The sequence below is a fragment of the Merdimmobilis hominis genome, assembly GCF_016901855.1.
Classification (GTDB): domain Bacteria; phylum Bacillota; class Clostridia; order Oscillospirales; family Ruminococcaceae; genus Paludihabitans.
Genome location: NZ_JACJKY010000022.1, coordinates 16732 through 35880, shown reverse-complemented (window position 1 = coordinate 35880; position 19149 = coordinate 16732). Strand labels below are relative to the sequence as shown.

General features: G+C 46.3%; 10 protein-coding genes. 1 reads left to right on the top strand and 9 read right to left on the bottom strand.

The window, feature by feature from the left end:
- The 8 genes from H6A12_RS11015 to H6A12_RS10980 all read right to left on the bottom strand — a co-directional run.
- Window positions 1–5017 (bottom strand): endo-beta-N-acetylglucosaminidase (locus H6A12_RS11015; protein ID WP_204447840.1); only part of this gene is annotated, 5017 nt, incomplete at its 3' end.
- A gap of 409 nt (window positions 5018–5426) precedes the next feature.
- Window positions 5427–5849 (bottom strand): ACT domain-containing protein, encoded by a 423-nt coding sequence (locus H6A12_RS11010; protein ID WP_204447838.1) that lies wholly within the window; start codon window positions 5847–5849, stop codon window positions 5427–5429.
- Between the two features lie 23 nt (window positions 5850–5872).
- A complete protein-coding gene (locus H6A12_RS11005) occupies window positions 5873–7183 on the bottom strand; it encodes a phenylacetate--CoA ligase family protein (RefSeq protein ID WP_204447836.1) in 1311 nt (436 codons plus the stop codon).
- 5 nt (window positions 7184–7188) lie between these two features.
- Window positions 7189–7773, bottom strand: a complete 585-nt coding sequence (locus tag H6A12_RS11000; RefSeq protein ID WP_204447835.1) for an indolepyruvate oxidoreductase subunit beta — start codon at window positions 7771–7773, stop codon at window positions 7189–7191.
- On the bottom strand, window positions 7770–9512 hold the full coding sequence (gene iorA, locus H6A12_RS10995; RefSeq protein ID WP_204447834.1) for an indolepyruvate ferredoxin oxidoreductase subunit alpha: 1743 nt from the start codon (window positions 9510–9512) through the stop codon (window positions 7770–7772). The genes H6A12_RS11000 and iorA overlap by 4 nt, the downstream gene beginning before the upstream one ends.
- A gap of 25 nt (window positions 9513–9537) precedes the next feature.
- A complete protein-coding gene (locus H6A12_RS10990; protein WP_204447833.1) occupies window positions 9538–10839 on the bottom strand; it encodes a phenylacetate--CoA ligase family protein in 1302 nt (433 codons plus the stop codon).
- Between the two features lie 132 nt (window positions 10840–10971).
- On the bottom strand, window positions 10972–12240 hold the full coding sequence (locus H6A12_RS10985) for a hemolysin family protein (protein ID WP_204447831.1): 1269 nt from the start codon (window positions 12238–12240) through the stop codon (window positions 10972–10974).
- Window positions 12241–12488: 248 nt separating this feature from the next.
- Window positions 12489–13487, bottom strand: coding sequence for a uroporphyrinogen decarboxylase family protein (locus H6A12_RS10980; RefSeq protein ID WP_204447828.1), 999 nt, complete (start codon window positions 13485–13487; stop codon window positions 12489–12491).
- A gap of 95 nt (window positions 13488–13582) precedes the next feature.
- Here H6A12_RS10980 and H6A12_RS10975 point away from each other — a divergent pair, with 95 nt between their 5' ends.
- Window positions 13583–14446 (top strand): helix-turn-helix domain-containing protein, encoded by an 864-nt coding sequence (locus H6A12_RS10975; protein ID WP_204447826.1) that lies wholly within the window; start codon window positions 13583–13585, stop codon window positions 14444–14446.
- Window positions 14447–14538: 92 nt separating this feature from the next.
- On the opposite strand, the gene H6A12_RS10970 is transcribed toward H6A12_RS10975, so the two are convergent.
- On the bottom strand, window positions 14539–18972 hold the full coding sequence (locus H6A12_RS10970) for an endo-beta-N-acetylglucosaminidase (protein WP_204447824.1): 4434 nt from the start codon (window positions 18970–18972) through the stop codon (window positions 14539–14541).
- Window positions 18973–19149 lie beyond the last annotated feature (177 nt).

The following is a 19149-nucleotide window of genomic DNA, read 5'->3' as shown; positions in this document are numbered from 1 at the left end:
TTGCTGTTGTGTAGTCTGCTTCTTTGAGCGCTTCCACTTCCGCAATCAAGGTGTTCAGCGCTGTTTTGTCACCGCGTTTCACCAATGCTTCTTTTGCTTCGAACAGTGCATCATATGCTGCATCGACTGCATCCTGCGATGCATCCGGTTCACCTGCAACTGCTTTCGCTGCATCCAGTTTCTCAGTCAAAGCTGCCCAGGTTGCTGTTGTGTAATCTGCTTCTTTGAGCGCTTCCACTTCTGCAATCAAGGTGTTCAGTGCTGTTTTGTCAGCGGACGGTACAGCTGCGCCAACAATACCATACAGCTCGATATCATAGATACGAATGGTGTCTTTCCATGTCGGATGTGCATCACCGTCTGTAACCATAAAGCGATACAACCGTGCCGCATATGTTGTTTCAATCGGATCATCCGTTACATCCAACGCATTCTCACTGTACGATTTGATCGTAATCCAGTAAGCATCATCATTCATAATCACTGCTTGTTCTGCTTCAGTTTTTGCAAGGAACTCTGCTTCAGAAATCTTCGCAGGATCCAGCACCTGAAGTGCAAATGCAACTGTATTGAATTGTGCACCTTCCGGCTGATCGCCGCCATTTGCATGAATAACTTTCAAGCGATCCGGCGTTGCGGTTTCACCAATATCAAATACAACCCAGTTTGGTGTTTCATCGCACCATTTTGTCGAATAATCTCCGTCAAATGCATACATTGCTTTTTCACTTGCAACTGCTTTGTCGGTCTTCACACCGAGAACATCTGCATCCTGTGACAGCAAAACAGATTTGAGCGGAACCGGAGAATAAAGCTCCAGCTCATACACGCGGACACACTGTGCCCATCCGGTTGTATCGGTTCTGCTGATATTGATTTTGAAAATACGTCCGCTGTTGCCAGTCAGATCGTTTGTTGTAATATCGTTGATATTATCAGTTGTGCTTGCGATCAATTTCCAATAGGAATTATCTTCAAGCAGCTCAGTGCGTTCCTCAAATGTTTTTGCAAGCAGATCGTCCACTGAAATATTCTCTTCGTCCAATACATAGAACTCATAGTTTGCAGTATTGATCTTTCCTGCCGGTGTTTCACCAGCAGCGCCTGCATGTACCATTTTGAGCTGTGTCAGTTCACGTGCTTCACCGATGTCAAAAGCAACCCATTTATCGTTGCCATCAACACACCATTTGCCGGTATCCTGACTTGTAATATCGCCGTCAAACAGTTTTTCCGGTCCTTGTGCACCGCCTAAAGCGCCGCCGTTGTATGCAATTACTTCAGCACCCAGCGATACATTTTCTGTTTCGCTTTCTTTCTCTGCAACGGTAACAGTTGCAGAACCGGATTTTGTTTCATCGATTTCAGATGTTGCAATAACAGTCAGCGTTTTTGCAGTTTCATCCTCACCAACAGTCAAAATACCATCTTCCGAAATTTGTGTGGATGCAGAAACTGCATTCTCCACTTTCCAGATAACATCCTGACCCGGATCATTTTCACCTGTCACACTTGCTGTAAATTGCTGTGTATCGCCTTTTTTGACCGTTACACGGAATGGTGTTACTTCAACACTGGTAACAGTCGGAACATCGCTGTCCGAACGAATGGTTACCGTCACTTCGTAAGTATATCCTTCGATGCGAACAATCTTCATAACCTGTTCGTTTGTTACGCGATAGCCTTCCGGAACACTCTTGCACTTAAGCGTATAGGTTCCAAACTCTACTGCTGCCATTTCTTCTGTGCTGACGTCTTTTACATATTCGCCTGATGCGTCATAAATCTCATAAACAACATCTGACAGCACCTCACCGCTTGTGGAAAGTGCCTTCAGCGAAATGTTAGCTGTCGGCTCCGCAAAAGCAGGTGTTGTTACAGTGTATTTATCAGAAATCAGTTTTCCTGCACGTTTCACTTGAAGCGTCAGCTCGCCGCCTGCCCGAGGAACGCGGATGCGCTCAAACACAGCAGAAGTTTCGCCGACTGCAACAGGCTGTGACATTCTGCTCCATGTTTCAGAACCAGACTCGTAAACATATACGACATCGCCCGCATTCAGTCCATTGACAGTCATGGTCGTAAAAATGTCATCAAGCTGCGACGAACTTTCAGAACCCGGCTGTGAGTATTTTTCAAATGAAACCTCTGTTGCCGGTGCTGATTTTTCTGTTGTTTCTGCTTCAAACGGAACACTCTGTTTGATACTCTCTGCACACGACGGTGCTGTGGTCGTATAATAAATACGGCCTGCTTTGTCTGTGGCGAAATCAAGATTTTCGATTGTGACAGTGGTCAGCTTCTCATTTCCGGATGCCTGTGCAACCTTCGAGCCGATCTCTGTATAGGTATCGCCCGATTTGATGTACACTTTTACAGTTTCTCCAACCGGAACATGTTCGAGTGTGAAAACGTCAGTTGCTCCTGGATTGTTTCGTGCAGAAGCAAAGTGCGCCATGGTTGATTCTGTCTGTGAAAGCTGATCGGTATCAAACATCTGCCATTCATAAATTCGAATCGCACCCCAAGCAGAAGAACCTGCATCATAAATATTGAGTCTCCACTCTCTTGCGGTGATCGGTTCGTCGAGCAATACATCCGTAAGAGCCAGATGATTGTCGCGAATCCGTTTTGCTTCGACCCACTGACCTTCTGCATTTTTATATTCCAATGCAAAATCAATGGTATTCATTTCCTTTGACTCGCCGCCGTATTCTGCGTGCTCCACACGCCAGCGTCTGACGGTTACTTCTCTGCCAATATCGATGGCCATATAGCCGCTGTCTTTGTTGGTCGCACACCATTTTGAACCGTTTGCTGCAGTTCCGTCAAGCGCTTTTGCTGCCGGTTCTGCATCGTTTTCAAACGAAACATCTGTGACTGTTGCTCCCAGACAGAAGTTTTCAAATTCGACCGGTTCATATTTTTCCGAATCTTCGTTTCCATACAGCCAGTCGATTGTAAACGCTGTTCCTTCACCGCGGATGCCGTTTTTGTTGATCGAGACAACTTTGAGTGTAACGTCCTGCTCTTCTGCTGCACGAGCAACACTTGAAATATACAGTGCGGTGTTCGGCGTTTCCATGAGCAGTGAAGAGGTTCCGTCACTGTTTACTTTATACACTTCATACGACGATGCGCCTGCTACCTCATCCCAGTACAATCTGATCTCAGCATCATATGCATCGTGATACAAAATGCCGTCCAGTGTGATACCGCTCGGACCCGAAAGCTCAGCGCGATCCTGTTCCGTGATTGTCAGCTGACCAAGGTTCACCTGATAATCGGAAACATCTGTATCACTTTCAACCTGCATGCCGATTGCAAACAGTGTTTTGCCTACCTGTGCAGAAAGATCAACCGATGTCGTTGTCCAGGTATCTGCCTCACCGGCGGTCAGGTTATAGTACACTCTTGTACAATCTTCGTAGCTTGTTGTAGTTTCATCACCATAATAAGCGACAAGTTTCATTTTGCCGTCATCATTTTTGTATGTCAGGCTCATATTCATGCCGTCAGTTACTGCAACATCGGTGCTGTAAAGCATGATGTCGTTTGATTTTCCTGCGTCAAGTGAACCTGCAAATTTGATGGAGTTGCCGCCGTTATAAGCATCGGTGAAATCATAATCACCCGAAAGTTTTGAACCTTCCGAATCAATGATCCATGTCCATGTCGGCATAATATCCTGGTTGGATTGATAGCTCCATTCTCTGTCACGCGACAAGACGCCGTCTACCCAATAGCCTTTGCCGTGACCGGAGTTGAAATTCGTCACGAACGGTGCACTGGTGATCGGTGTTTTATCTGCAAAGAAACGCGACATGCCAACCCATTCGCTGTTTGCCGCAATCGTCGGATCCGATGTTTCCACACGCGGATCGGACACTTTATTGACATAGAATGTACGCTCGTTTTTATGGAACTCTTCACCCGATGCAGAGATGCCGAGTGTAGAGTTTGGACAATACAGCGCAAATGACAACTTCATTTTGCCGTTTGCGTCCAACAGCATATAATCACGGAAACCGGTGTTCATGCCGTTTTGCTGTACATCAAGACCCGCATACGCGTCAAACGGACTGCGGTTAATCGAATTCATTGTGTTGATGGTTGTCGAAATCTCAGACTCATACCAGTTGTAATTCATAAAGAATTCATCAACACAGTAATTGCCTTCTGCGTCCGGCTCCATCCAAGCTTTGTTTTGATCGTTTACTGCGTCCTGATGAGAAATACCGCCGCTCGGTACCATTGCGTCATACCAGCTGATTAAAATATCCGGGCATTTTTTACGCATATACTTCATCATTTCATTCAGTTTGGTTGCATCTTCTGCAGAGCATCCAAACGATTCCTGATTGAAGAAATATCCGTCAAATCCGTAATACTCCATGACCTCGATCAGTTTGTCCGCAACCGGAAAACTTCCATCCTCGGCCTGCTGTGTAAACGCTCTGACTTCTTCTACATAGCCAGTTCCTGTACCCCAAGGGAAGCCCAATGTTGCAACAACCGGCACACCGTTTGCGTGTGCTGCATCGGTAAATTCACCGGTCGGACAGGTGATAATGCCTTCCTCAGAGCCCGACCAATACACAAATGAATCTGCGTATTGCCAGTAGTTAAATGACCAGCTCATAAAATTATCGGTGCCCTGTGCGCCGGTCGTATCATGCGCTGAGTTTGCAAGCGAGCAAAGCATCAATTTTGCCTCTGGATTCGCTTTCGGATTCACGATGAATCCGCCTGTACGATTTGCCAACGGAATGCTTGCCCTGCTGTAACGCGCATCAGGATCTGACTCCGGTGTCCATTCCAGAATGGTTGCAGAACTGAAAGACGGACCGATCGGCATCAATGATTCATGCGCTGCATACGCTTCATTCATTTCTGCGGAACCATCTTTGCCTGCAGTTCTGGCTGAGGCAGGAAGTGCTGCGCCAACATATGTTGATGCGGCAATTGCAGCTGCCAGCACACCTGAACCAACTCGCTTAAGTCTGCTGATTCTCATTTTTTGCATTCTCCTTTCGTTTTGACATATTTGTTTTCGCCTTTTTGCTGCCAAAGCAACAATCACGCTGATTAAATGATATCATATTATACATAAATTTTCAATATTGTTGAGGAACAAAATAGTCTATTATGTACATACATTTGGATAATGGTTATTGTATCTTTTGTAAAAAGTATTGTGTTATATAAAAAAACACACAATTACTCAGTTTGATATTTATCTGTTTTACCAATGAACTGTAAGATTCATTTTTGCTTTTTTATGGAAATTGAATTTTTTATCTTTTATGCACAAAAATCATAGATGAATTTTTACATCATTCTGTAACAAAAAATACCCTCACCTGTTTGTAACCTTTTCGCCAAACAAGTGAGGGTATTTTTATCTGATTCGAGGTGGTGACGTATTAAAATTCGTCACTGCACATCACTTTAAAACCATTTTCTGTGAAAATTCGGACTGCTTCTTCATTGTTTGCAACACGCAGAATCACATACGCAGTATCTTCCGAACGGCTGATAAACGCATACATATATTCCACGCTGATCTCGTTATCACGCAGCACTTCCATAGCGGCAGCCAGTCCGCCCGGACGATCGTCAATACCGATTGCAACCACTTTGGTAAGCGATACCGTAAAACCATCTTCTTTTAAGACATCGGCCGCTTTCTGCGCATCATTTACAATCAGACGCAGGATACCGAATTCTTTTGTATCAGCAATCGAAAGCGCACGGATATCTACACCGTTTTCTTTTAAGATTTTCGTGATTTCCGCAAGTCTGCCCCGTTTGTTTTCAATAAATACGGACAACTGATTGATTGTCATAAAAAGACCTCCCCCTTTTTATCTTAATCGTATGTATGGCGGTTGTCAATAATACGTTTTGCTTTTCCCTCGCTGCGTTCGATTGATTTCGGTTCTACGATCGTAACACTTGCCGAAAGACCGAGCACAGAATGCAAACGCCCTTTGATTTCGCGCTCTTTCTCCTCAACCAGACGAACAGCATCGAAATCCATACCAGGTGCCATTTCCACACGGACTTCCAATGTGTCAAGATTGTTTACACGCTCAACAACAATCTGATAGTTTGCAGTTACACCTTTTGTATGCAGCAGAACTTCCTCAATCTGGCTTGGGAACACATTGACACCGCGAATGATGAGCATATCATCACTTCTGCCGCGCGGTTTTCCCATTTTAACAAGCGTTCTGCCGCAGGCACACGTTCCATGCGTTAAGCAAGTGATATCGCGGGTACGGTAACGAATCAGCGGGAGCGCTTCTTTTGTAATGCAGGTGAACACCAGCTCACCGTACTCCCCATCCGGCAGAACTTCGCCGGTCTCAGGATCGATAATCTCCGGAATGAAGAAGTCCTCGTTGACATGCAGACCGTCCTGGCATTCACATTCAAATGCAACGCCCGGTCCCATGACTTCCGACAAGCCATAGATGTCATATGCTTTGATGCCGAGTTTTTCCTCAATGCTTTTGCGCATCTGCTCGGTCCAAGGTTCTGCGCCGAAAATACCGGCTTTTAAGTGGATTGCCGAAAGCGGAATTCCCGCTTCTTCACGCGATTCACCAAGATACATCGCATACGACGGCGTACAGCAGAGAATGGTCGAGCCAAAGTCCTGCATAATGGTCAACTGGCGCGCTGTATTGCCCGACGAAGCCGGAATAACAGTCGAACCCATCGCCTGACCGCCGTAATGCAGACCCAGTCCGCCGGTGAACAGTCCGTATCCATAGGAAACGTGAAGCACATCTTCGTGTGTACCGCCTGCCGCAGTGATTGCACGCGCTGCACACTCACCCCATGTTTTTAAATCGTTTTCCGTATAACCAACAACCGTCTGTTTACCGGTTGTACCGCTGGAAGCGTGAATTTCTGTCACCTGACCGAGCGGAAGCGCAAACAATCCATACGGATAATTGTCACGCAAGTCTGTTTTATTCGTAAACGGCAGTTTGCTCAGATCATCAACACTTTTGATATCCTCCGGACGAATGCCGCATTCATCCAGCTTCTTTTTATAAAACGGTACATTTTCATACACACGTCTGACCATATCCGCAAGCCGGTCAGACTGTACAATACGCATCGTATGTCTTGATGCGGTTTCAATTTCGGGAGAACGAAACTTTCCCATTGTAATCAGCCCCTCTCATAAGATGCGCCCAGATCGAACGCTTTTTGATTGATTTCCAAGAATTTTTTCGGCACACATTCATTGATTGACGCATGCCAAACTTCCTTGTCAAAGTCCATGAAGTTCGACAGCACACCGATCAACACGACGTTGATTGCCTTTGCCGAACCTGCTTCCTCCGCAAGCGAAAGTGCATCAAGCGCCAAAACATCTGCACCGCAGTCTTTCATTTTTTCAATCAGATTCTCCGGATAAACAGCCGTACCGGTAATGACCGGCATCGGATCAATCTGCTGTGTATTGGTAATCACCTTTCCGCCTTTTTTAAGATATGGCAAATACCGCGCCGCCTCAAGCTGTTCAAACGACAGAATGACGTCCGCCTGTCCGAGATCGACTGTCGGTGAATCAACACGATCACCGAACCGCACATATGTCACAACACTGCCGCCGCGCTGGCTCATGCCATGCACTTCGCTCACTTTGACGTCAAATCCCTGACGGATGATTGCATGACCGAGAATTCGGCTGGCAAGCAGGGTTCCCTGTCCGCCTACGCCGACAATCATAATGCTTTTTGTCTGATTCATGCTTTGTCTCCTCCTTTGTCAAATGCGTCAAACGCACAGAGCGAACTGCACAGTCCGCATCCCACGCAAAGCGTCTGATCGACAACCGCTTTTCCGTTCTTTATGCTGATTGCCGGACAGCCGATCTTCATGCACGATTTACAGCCGCGGCATTTATCGGAAACGACCGTAAACGGCGGATTATGTTTGACATATTTTAAAAGTGCGCACGGACGGCGGGAAATGATGACGGACGGTTCTTTTGCCGCCAGTTCTTCTTTAAGCACGCGGTCACATGTTTTTAAATCATACGGGTCAACAACCTGCACCCGGCGAATGCCCATCGCCTCACAGACTTTTTCGAGGCTGATTTTTGCTGCCGGATCGCCCTTGATGTTATAGCCGGTTGTCGGGTTTTGCTGATGACCGGTCATACCGGTGATCGAGTTATCGAGAATAATCACGGTAGAATTGCTTGCGTTGTATGCGACGTTTGCAAGTCCTGTCATGCCCGAATGCATGAATGTACTATCACCGATAACGGCAACCGAGCGGCTCTCACTCTCCTCGCCGCGCGCTTTGTTAAAGCCGTGCAGACCGGAAATCGAAGCGCCCATGCAGACAGTCGTATCCATTGCTGCAAGCGGTGCCAACGCGCCGAGTGTATAGCAGCCGATATCACCGGAGACCATCACTTTATTTTTCGAAAGCGTATAGAAAAGGCCTCTGTGCGGACATCCTGCACACATTACCGGCGGACGCACCGGAATCTCCTCAGAAAGTACCGCTGTGTCTGGTATTTCGCCGGTCAGCTTTTCTCTGACCATATTCTGCGAAATCTCACCGATCAGCGGGAAGGTATCTTTGCCGTGTACCGGGATGCCAAGCGCTCTCACATGGCGTTCAATGACATCATCGAGTTCTTCAATAACGTAAAGGGTTTCTACTTTACGGGCAAAATTGCGGATTTTTTCAACCGGAAGCGGATGCACCATGCCGAGTTTTAAATATGATGCGCTGTCTCCCATTGCCTCGCGTGCATATTGAAACGACGGACCGTTTGCAATGATGCCGATTTTCGTGTCGCCCATGATTTCGACGTTCAAATCGCACGTTTCCGCATATTCCGTTAAGTCTTTGATCCGCTGTTCGACAACCGGATGCTTTTTCTTCGCCATACCCGGCATCATCACATATTTCTGCGGGTTCTTCTCGTATGGTTTTAACGGCAGTTCTGTCCGCGGCTCGGTTTCTATCAAACTCTGCGAATGTGCAATTCGAGTGGACAGCCGCAGAATGACCGGTGTGTCAAATTGCTCAGACAACTCATATGCACGTTTTGCAAACGCTTTGCACTCTGCGGAATCAGCCGGCTCAAGCATCGGCACTTTCGATGCAATCGCATAATGACGCGAATCCTGCTCATTCTGCGACGAGTGCATGCCCGGATCGTCCGCAACTGCGATTACAAATCCGGCATTGACACCGGTATACGATGCGGTGAAGAGCGGGTCAGCCGCCACATTCAAGCCGACATGTTTCATTGCACAAAACGAACGCTTTCCGCCGATTGAAGCACCGATTGCCACTTCCATGGCAACTTTTTCGTTCGGCGCCCATTCGCAGTAAATCTCGTCGTATTTTGCTGCTTCCTCTGTAATTTCGGTACTCGGTGTTCCCGGGTAACTGGAAACCACGCCGCAGCCCGCCTCAAACAATCCGCGTGCAACTGCTTCGTTTCCAAGCATCAGCTGTTTCATATGTAAAATTCCTCCTTAATAACCGTCAGTTCTGTCCGCGCAGATCGACAATGCGTTTTGCCTTGCCCTGGAACCGCTCCAGCGATTTCGGCTCAATCAGCGATACCTTGCAGTCGATGCCGAGCACGGTATGCAGGTTTGCTTTCACCTGTTTTTGCAAGTGCTCGAGTGCGCCATAATCTTCAAGCAAACGGCCGTCAACCAGCTCCACCTGAACCTCAAGCGTATCCATAAAGCCTTCCCGGCGAACAATCAGCTGATAATGCGGACCGATGTTCTCCATCTGCACCAGAACACTTTCAATCTGGCTTGGGAAGACGTTTACGCCGCGAATTTTGAGCATATCGTCTGTTCTGCCGGTCGTTTTATCCATGCGGACAAACGTTCTGCCGCATGCGCACGGCTCATAATTCAAGCGTGTGATATCCTTTGTGCGGTAACGAAGCATCGGAATACCCTCTTTTGTAAGCGTTGTGATAACCAGTTCGCCGCGTTCGCCTGCTTCAAGTGCTTCACCCGTTTCGGCATTGATGATTTCCGGATAGAAATGGTCTTCGTTCACATGCAAACCGCACCGCAGATGACATTCACCCGAAACACCCGGACCCATGAGCTCGCTCATGCCGTAGTTATCGGTTGCAAAGAGGTTAAATCCTTTCTCCACCTGTTCGCGCATTTCCTGTGTGCATCCCTCGGAACCAAACAAGCCAAGCCGAAGCTTTAACTCATCATTGGAAATACCGCATTCATGTGCAACCTCACTCATATAAAGCGCATAGGACGGTGTGCTGACCAATGCCGTAACACCAAAGTCCTTGAGCATCATCACTTGTTTTTTCGTATTGCCGGAAGACGCCGGAATAATCGTTGCACCCAGCTTTTCGAGTCCGTAATGCAGTCCCAGTGCACCGGTGAACAATCCGTAGCCAAACGCAATCTGGACAATATCCTCATCCGATGCACCAACTGCAACGCAAAGACGCGCCACACAATCCGACCAGGTATCAAGGTCTTTTCGTGTATAGCCGACGACCGTTGGTTTGCCGGTTGTACCGCTCGATGCGTGAATCCGAACGATTTCTTTCATCGGTTTGCCAAACAATCCAAACGGATACGTATCACGGATATCGGCTTTCGTCGTAAACGGGATGTATTGGATATCGGACAGACATTTTATTTTTTCCGGCACAACACCGGCATTTTTTAAACGTTCATGATAAAAAGGTACATTGTTATAGCAATAGGCGACGACCCATTTAAGCCGTTCCAGCTGCATTTCTTCAATTTTTTTTCGCGGCATCGTTTCGATGTCTTTTTGGAAAAACATACAAGCACCTCATTTATATTTTATTACTTTAAAGCGGTTATAAATATCATTATAACCGTTCTATTGTGAAAATGCAACAAAAAAATCAAAAAAATGCTCCCAAAAGGAAAAATCCTTGCGGGAGCATTTGATTTATTCATTTTCTTCGTCTGAGCACTCCGGCTTTTTTTGGACAATCAGCGATGTAATGCGCTGTTCTGTAACGGTTTCCACACGAACCGTCAGTGACTCAAATGTGAACGATTCGTTCTCCTGCGGAATGTGTTCAAACATATCAAGCGCCCAGCCGCCAACCGACTGACTGCTTCCGTCATAAGAACAATCTTCCATATCAAGGTATTCAAACAGGTCGAACACATTTGTATCGCCGTCTACGCGATATGTATTCTCACCAATCAGAACAATCTCTGTTTTCACCTGATCGCTTTCATCCCAGATATCGCCGACAAGCTCTTCAATGATATCTTCAATCGTGATAATACCGATGGTTCCACCATAGGAATCCGTGACAACCGCCATATGCATCACCTCATGCTGCAGTTCTTTGAGCAATGAGGAAATTCGTTTTTTCGGCGGCACAAACAGCACCTTTTGTATAAGCGGTATAACCGAAACATTTCCGTTCTGTTTTAAATATGCCTGCACAAAATCCTTTTGTGTAATAACACCCAAAATATTGTCGATCGTCTTTTCGTACACCGGCAGTCTTGAATAACCGGTTGAAAAGAACAAGTCAAGCACAGCCTGCGGATCTTCAGTTGTTGACACAGCAGCCACATCCACACGCGGCGTCAAAATCTCATCTACCGTGATATCATCAAATTCGATGGCGGACTGCACCAATTCACTCTCATGTTCATTGAGCACGCCTTCATCCTCGATTTCTTCGATGATAACTTTTAGTTCCTCTTCTGTGACGCTCGGCTGATTATCCTCATCCTTCGAGAACAGCTTGACAATCGCCTGCAGGCAAAAGACAAACGGCGAAAACACCTTCATGCATACCCACAAAATCCCCGATGAACGCAGCGCACGTTCTTCCGGACTGCGTTTTGCAAGCGATTTCGGCAAAACCTCACCAAAAATCAAAACAACAATCGTCAGCACGACAGTCGAAAGCATTGCACCATATGCCGGAAACCATTTTGTAAATAAAATCGTTCCGATTGATGCGGAGGCAATATTTACAATGTTATTACCGATCAAAAGCGCTGACAGCGCGCTGTCAAATCGGTCGGAAATTTTCAGTACCCGTGATGCACGCTTATCGCCTGCATTCGCATAATTCTTCATTCTCACACGGCTGAAACTCGAAAACGCTGTTTCTGTTCCCGAAAAAAACGAAGAACAAATAATCAAAATAATAATTGCAACAATCTGTATCGCGGCAGATTCGTCCAAACAGAATCACTCCTTATAATATATACATAGTTTACTATATCAGATTTTGACTGCTGTGTCAATGAAAAACCTTTGTATATCTTTTCTGCGTTGCAATCGCCTAAATCAAACCGGCGCACAGATACGCTCATCAAAGCATTCAAATCAGCTTTTTATATTATTTGCCTGCTATAAACAAAGAAGCCCCAGCAGAGGCTTCTTTATTATGATGATATTTAAACTTTAATTGATAAAAACATCGGATTTCATCAGCACTGCACAGCCTTTTTTGCATATTCCTGCAGCAATCGCACATATGTTTCATATTGCTTTGCAGAAACATCAGGCGGTGTTTGATGATCGACACTCGGGATGTATCCTCCGCTTTTCATAACAGGCAAAAGACGTTCAAATTCCATGCGCATTGCTTCTTCTCCCAAATGCATCACCATCTTGTTATAGCCGCCGATCATCAGCCAATCCGGATGATTGCGCCGAATCCGATTCACATCTACACCCGCCTGACGCTCCAAAGGCAGAACTCCCTCGATCCCTGCATCCTTGAACCAGGGAATCAACGGTTCCACATCGCCGTCTGTATCAATCAATACGCGTACGCCCGCTTCTTTAAGCACAGGAATGACCTGCTGATAATATGGAAGCATAAAGGTATCAAACAATTCTCTTGAAATCATTGGTCCGTGATTATATGACATGTCCTCCGCAAACGTCATAAACTCCGGCTGTATCACCGGAAGCAGTTGTTCCAGACACCGAAGATGATAGTCCGCAAGATCCTGATTCATACGCATCATCAGCTCAGGTTCGTCATAAAAAGCATATAAATGCGCCTCAATGCCAAACAATGTCCGCGGAAACCAGAAAAATCCTTCCAGCGTCAGCCACTGCGCATAATCGCCGTTTTCATGTCCTTCTCTCCAGCGTTTTGCACATTCTACCACTTGCTGAATGTTTTCTTCCGGATACAGCAGCGGTTTGATCCGATCGTATTCCGCCGCATCACATACAATACCGGCGCCATGGGATGCCGGCTGCGGACACTTTTCTCCTCTTGGCGATACGAAAATTTGACGCAGCGGATCAAGTCCAAACCAATTCTGCAATGCATCCGGTCCATCTTCGGGCTGTACACCTTCGCTGTTCCAACGTTTTACCGTGAGATCCCACCAAACTGCCCATTCCACGACCGGAAGCCGATCGGGTACATCTCGGTTCAGCACGGCACGCACACGCTCACGATTTGTCACAATAAACTCCCCCCTTGTTTTATCGATGCCTTCAGTATATACTAAAGAAAAATGAAATAAAACCGTCATAAATGCGGTTTTTTGGGGGTGTTTTTGTGGAACAGGCGCTTCAGATGCGTGGCGGCTTTTCGATTGATACACTGCGGGTGGAAGTCCCATGCAGCACACATTCACATGATTTTTTGGAATTGGCATATATCAAAAGCGGTTGGGCACTGCACACTCTGAACCAATGTCAGAAACGTCTGACTGCCGGTGATTTTATGTTGGTTGATTTCGGCGAAGCACACAGCTATGATGATGGAAGCGATGATCTCACCGTCATCAACTGTTTATTTCAGCCCGCTATGATTGATCCGTCGCTCGGACATTGCCGAAGTTTTCCTCTTCTGCTGGACAGCTGTGTCCCCGGTGTTGGATATGCCGGCGCCCATTTCGGCAACAAGCTGCTTCATGATGATTCGGGACAAATTCTATCCCTTTTAGAAAGGCTGTCACACGAAATGCATCAGCAAGCAATCGGATATGTGCCCATGCTGCGAATTTTGCTGATGGATCTGATGATTCAGCTCATACGACAAATGGATATTCAAACGCCATGCCGTCCCGGCGTTGAGGTAGGATGGATTGTAGAACAAATCAACCAAAACGCTGCCGCAGCGCATTGTCTTAACGAGTATGCACAGAGATTTCAAATGCGTCCTGAAGTGTTAAGCCGGCTGTTTCAACGGCAAATGGGCGAAACGTTTTCAGCATATCTGCGCCGCAAACGAATCGAACAGGCATGCAGACTGCTTTTGGAAACAGAAAAAACCATACCGCAAATTGCAGAATGCTGCGGATATTTTGATACCAAAACATTCCGTGAAACCTTTCACCGGATCACAGGAACTTCTCCGAGAGCATATCGCAGTCAAAACCGGTTTCGAACGGTTCGTTCGCCGATCATGCGTCTGTAATTTTATATCTATAATACACAGCAAAGGAAGAGACCGACAATAAAACTGTCGGTCTCTTCCTTTTTAGAATATAAGGAGAATGAAAACAACGATTATCTCATCAAACGTTTTCTCATTACAAAAGCTGAAAAAGCTGCGAGAATCAGAATGACCGGTAATGTATACGGAATGTGATCTCCTGTATCCGGGACTTCTTCGCCCTTCTTCTCCAACGCATTAACTGCGTTTTCAAGCGCTGCATATGCTTTGTCAACTTCTTCCTGTGTTGCCTGTTCATTTGCGGCAACTGCTTTTGCTGCTTCGAGTGTCTCACTCAGTGCATCTACACTCGTCTGCGTATACGGTGTGAGATCCATGTTCTCTACTGTTTGAATCAAGGAAATCAACGCATCCTTATCCACAGGTTTTACAACATCTCCAACCGATACAACAGTGGTATGAACGTCACCGTTCGGATTCTGTCCGAAGTTTACAAACTTCACGGTATATACGCCTGCACGATTCAGTGCAATAACGCCGTTTGGATCCTCATTGACAAGAATCAAATCTGCGCCGCCTTTCATTTGTGCATCAATGTCATAATCTTCTGCGACAAATGCTGCACCTTTGAGCGAAGCAAACGGTGTACCCGATACAGTTTTATATTCAATCAGTGACTGCGGATCGAGTGTTCCCTCACCAAGTTCTTTGTACACCTCTTCCGGATAAGAAACATATACTGCCGGACGCTGACCGGATATTTTTACACCCGCTTCATATAGCGTTGTTTCATAGCCGTAGAGATACAGTTCACACAAAATCGGATACCAACTGTATGTTTCATCAATTTTCAGTTTGTAATATTTTGCTGCAACCGGATCCGTTACAGTCTGCGTTACCTCTTTTTGTTCGTTTCCGGTAACCGGTGTACCGAGAGTTTTCCACTCAGTGCCGTCTAAAGAATACTGCAGTTCAAACGTTTTTGCACCGCCGTAACTGCTGTTGAGCAATGTCCATTTTTCGATTGTCTGCGGAGAATCAAACACGAATACTGCTTCACCTGGGATAGTGCCGCTGACATCCAGTCCAGTCCAGTTGCTTGTATCGCCGTCAAACAATAATTTACAATCACCCAGTGTTGTATTTTCCTGATCAATCGACGCTTTCGGTCCAAGATTCGAAAGTTCCGTTGCACGAAGCACGATGTCTTCTTTGTCTTTCGTAATCTCGGTTGCGGCTTTTACAAATTCGCCCATCTGGGTTCCTTCTGTCAGATCAAAGCGCGAATTTTCAAGTGTAACGGAAATGAGTTCCTTAAACGAATTTGCATCGCCATATTCCACCATTTCAAGTGCCGAGTTATTCAGTCCGAGCACCTGCAATGCGGTACAGCCGGTGATATCGATTGATTTAAGCGCATCCAATCCGGCAAAAGTGTTCACATCAATGCGTGTGAGCGCTTTGCAATCCGACAAATCAAGGCTGGTGAGTGCTTTCGGAAGCTGTCCTTTGCTGATCTCTTTGATATTTGTACCCGACAAGTCAAGTGCAGTCAAATTGCCGATGAGCGAAAGGCCGGTCAGATCTTCCACTGCTTTACCAGATACATCAAGTGTTCCGTTAAATGCAAGCAGTTCTTCCATTGTCGTGCCGATTTGTTCCCTCACTGCTTCAAACAGTACCGGATCCGGGAACATCTCTGATGTAATCTCTGCAGTCGGATCTTCACATACCGTATAGTAAACCGGTTCGGACATGTTGCCTGTATAGTCCTCAAGAACAATCTTCAATGTTCCGTTTGCAGCAGGCAAAGTTGAATACATCTTGTTGCCGCCGCGGGTGATATAATTGCGCTCCGGATTAAACCGTGCCGTAAACTGCAGTGTTTCCCCGTTAAACGAGACATACATCTTGTACCAGTCTTCGGATGCCGGCTGCCAGAATTCAATGCTTGTACCCGAAACAAATACTTTGTCTTCCGGATCAAACGGCTGGCTCCAAACGTCTTTCATATATCCGGTGAGCATAATCGGTTCGCTCTTTGTTCCGTCTGCAAACACCGTTCTTGCTTCAACCTGATATTTTTCACCGTTTGATTTCATGAGTGGGATCGAAACAGATGTTGTTCCTTTCGATACCGTGCGAACCACTGTGGTATCGTCCGTCGAATCATCCATTGTAACTGTGAATTCAATCGACTCATATGCCGCTTTCGGTTCGGTCCAGGTCAGATCAATCACGCCCGCGCGTTTGGTAAACACATTGAAGTTATTGCGGGAAACTTCTGTGTCTGCTTTAAGGTTGCCGACTTTTTCCGCATAGTTGTAGGATGTTGTTGCAGCCTCACTGCGGGAACCGTCTTTGCCGATTGCCACGAGTGAAAGCGTTACATTCTCTGTTTCGCCTTCAAGTGTTTTAATGTAGTGCAGATCTGCAAAGTTTGTGCCGACCATCAGTTTTTTGCCGTTTGAAAGTGTTGCATAGATTTCGTATTTATCAACGGTGTTGAAATCGCCGAGTTTCCATGTTGCAATCATTTCATCGGTCGAGAATGCACGATCCACTTTGAATGCTTCCGGAACAGCCGGTGTATGATTTGTGCCGTCTGTCAAGCGGATAGCACCGATATTCATCTGATAATCGGAAACTGTACCTTGTTTCGGTGCAAATGCCAAACCGATTGTTGCAATCTCTCTGTCTGCATATGCACCAAGCGAAACGGAAGCCGTTTTCCACTCAGTTGTCTTTGTGCCTGTTCCTGCAATCGGAAGATACACAACATTTTGTGGATCATCTTTGAAGATGAGCGCCAGTTTCATCTCAGAGCCGTCAGAAGCAGACGGTTTCTGATATGTAATCTCTACTTTTGACGATGCATTCACCGAAAGCTCTGTTTTATAAAGACGGAGCAGATTTTCTGCTTCCAACTCGCCTGCAACAACAAGCGAACTGCCGCCGTTGTACGCACCGATATGTGTAAACTCGGTTGCGCCGGTATAATATTTTTCACCGTAGTCAAAATCAGCTTTCAGTTTTGCGTACGGCTCTTCTCCTTCCGAAGCTTCCGGAACGGTGATCCACCACTGCCATGTCGGAAGAATGTCCTGCACGGAGATGTTTGTCCAGTCATCGCCGTTTGTCAGTTTGCCGTCTGTCCAATACGAACGGCCTTTGCCGGTGTTGAAATTCGTGTAGAACACACTGCCGTCAACGACAGAACGTTCACTTGTAAAATCTGCAACACCAACCCAGCCGCTTGCATTGCTGACGCCAACATCCGGACGGCTGTAACCTTCTTTTTTGCCGGTATCGGTCGGATCGGAAGTCACACCGGAGAAGTACATTCTCTCGCGTTCTGCGACCATCCACATATAATCCGGATCTGCTGTCGAAACAGGATTGCCGCCTTCTACCTCATCGACACCGCGATGATAGTAGTCGCTCGGCGTAAACAGTGCAATGCTTGCACGCGGATTTTTTGTACCCTCTGCGTACAGATTCGGCAGTCCCGAAACAGAACCGTGGCTGCCGGAGAATTTGCCCTGGTTTGCCTCTACGCCGTAGAACACCTGCTCAAACGGATCGTAGCCGTTGTTTTTAATGTATTCAATCTGACTGTCGATGGAAGACGGCCATCCGTAGTTTACAAACACGGAATCCTGCAATTTTTCTTTTTCGCCGTCGCCATCGATATCATATGCAAGCCAGTTTGCTTTATTTTCATTAAAGCTTGAGTTTGTATCATAATACTGTGTCCAAAGGCCTGCCTCTGTCAGTCTTGCTAAGAATGCACGCTCATCCTCGCGGCTGTCCGGTGCTTCCTCGCAGTTGAAGAAATAGCCGTCGTATCCGAAGTACTCAGCCATTTCAATCAGTTTTTCCGCAACAATGAATTTGCCGTTTTCATCTTTTCTAAACAGCTCGTCAATCGTCTGTCCTTCACGGAACGACTGATCAAAATAAATGCACGCAATCGATTTTACACCGTTTTTGTGCGCTGCATTCGTATATGCCGGGTTCGGAATATTCAAAATACCAAACTCAAACCGGCGTTTCATCCATGCGTCCGGGTCGGTCAGTGCACCCTCCCAATCCCAGATGCTCTCCGGAACTTTGGCAGTAATTGCACCATGCCACGGTGAATAATAGTCCGTGTACTGCCAGAAATTCAGCGTGTGATACAAAAATGTGTTGTTGTACATCATGCCGTCCACAAACGCATTTCCGTAGTCTCCCTGCATCAGCATAATCTGTGCATCCGAATCAAGCTCTGGATTTGCCTGTGTCGGTTTGAATGCATCGATACGCTCCTGCAGCGGGATATCCGCACGCAAGAATTCTGCATACGGATCTGTTTCAGGACTCCACTGACTGATGTCCCAAATCCGATAGCCCGAAAACTTGGGCTGTTCAGCTTTGCGCGCCTCTTCCCCGAGCATCGGCAGCGTATCACCTGCCAGCACGGTAAAGCCGCCGGCTGCAAATGTCGACGCTGTCATTACAGCAGCCATTGCACCGGAAAGCACGCGCTTTTTCCATTGTTTCATGTTTTTTGCCTCCGTTTCTTTTTAATTTGACCGATATCTTTCACGAGAGATTACAGCCTTATTTAATCATATGAAAAATCTGTTGTCCATTGATTTTTTTCATAAATCATAGTAAAAAACTATAGATAGCAGTAAAAAACAAAAGGTTTTTATATAAAAATAAATTTAAGTATCAAT

Excerpts from the sequence above, each read along its gene's own strand:
- H6A12_RS11010 (WP_204447838.1), bottom strand. The coding sequence starts at position 5,849 with ATGACAATCAATCAGTTGTCCGTATTTATTGAAAACAAACGGGGCAGA.
- H6A12_RS10990 (WP_204447833.1), bottom strand. The coding sequence starts at position 10,839 with ATGTTTTTCCAAAAAGACATCGAAACGATGCCGCGAAAAAAAATTGAA.
- H6A12_RS10970 (WP_204447824.1), bottom strand. The coding sequence starts at position 18,972 with ATGAAACAATGGAAAAAGCGCGTGCTTTCCGGTGCAATGGCTGCTGTA.
- H6A12_RS11005 (WP_204447836.1), bottom strand. The coding sequence starts at position 7,183 with ATGGGAAAGTTTCGTTCTCCCGAAATTGAAACCGCATCAAGACATACG.
- iorA (WP_204447834.1), bottom strand. The coding sequence starts at position 9,512 with ATGAAACAGCTGATGCTTGGAAACGAAGCAGTTGCACGCGGATTGTTT.
- H6A12_RS11000 (WP_204447835.1), bottom strand. The coding sequence starts at position 7,773 with ATGAATCAGACAAAAAGCATTATGATTGTCGGCGTAGGCGGACAGGGA.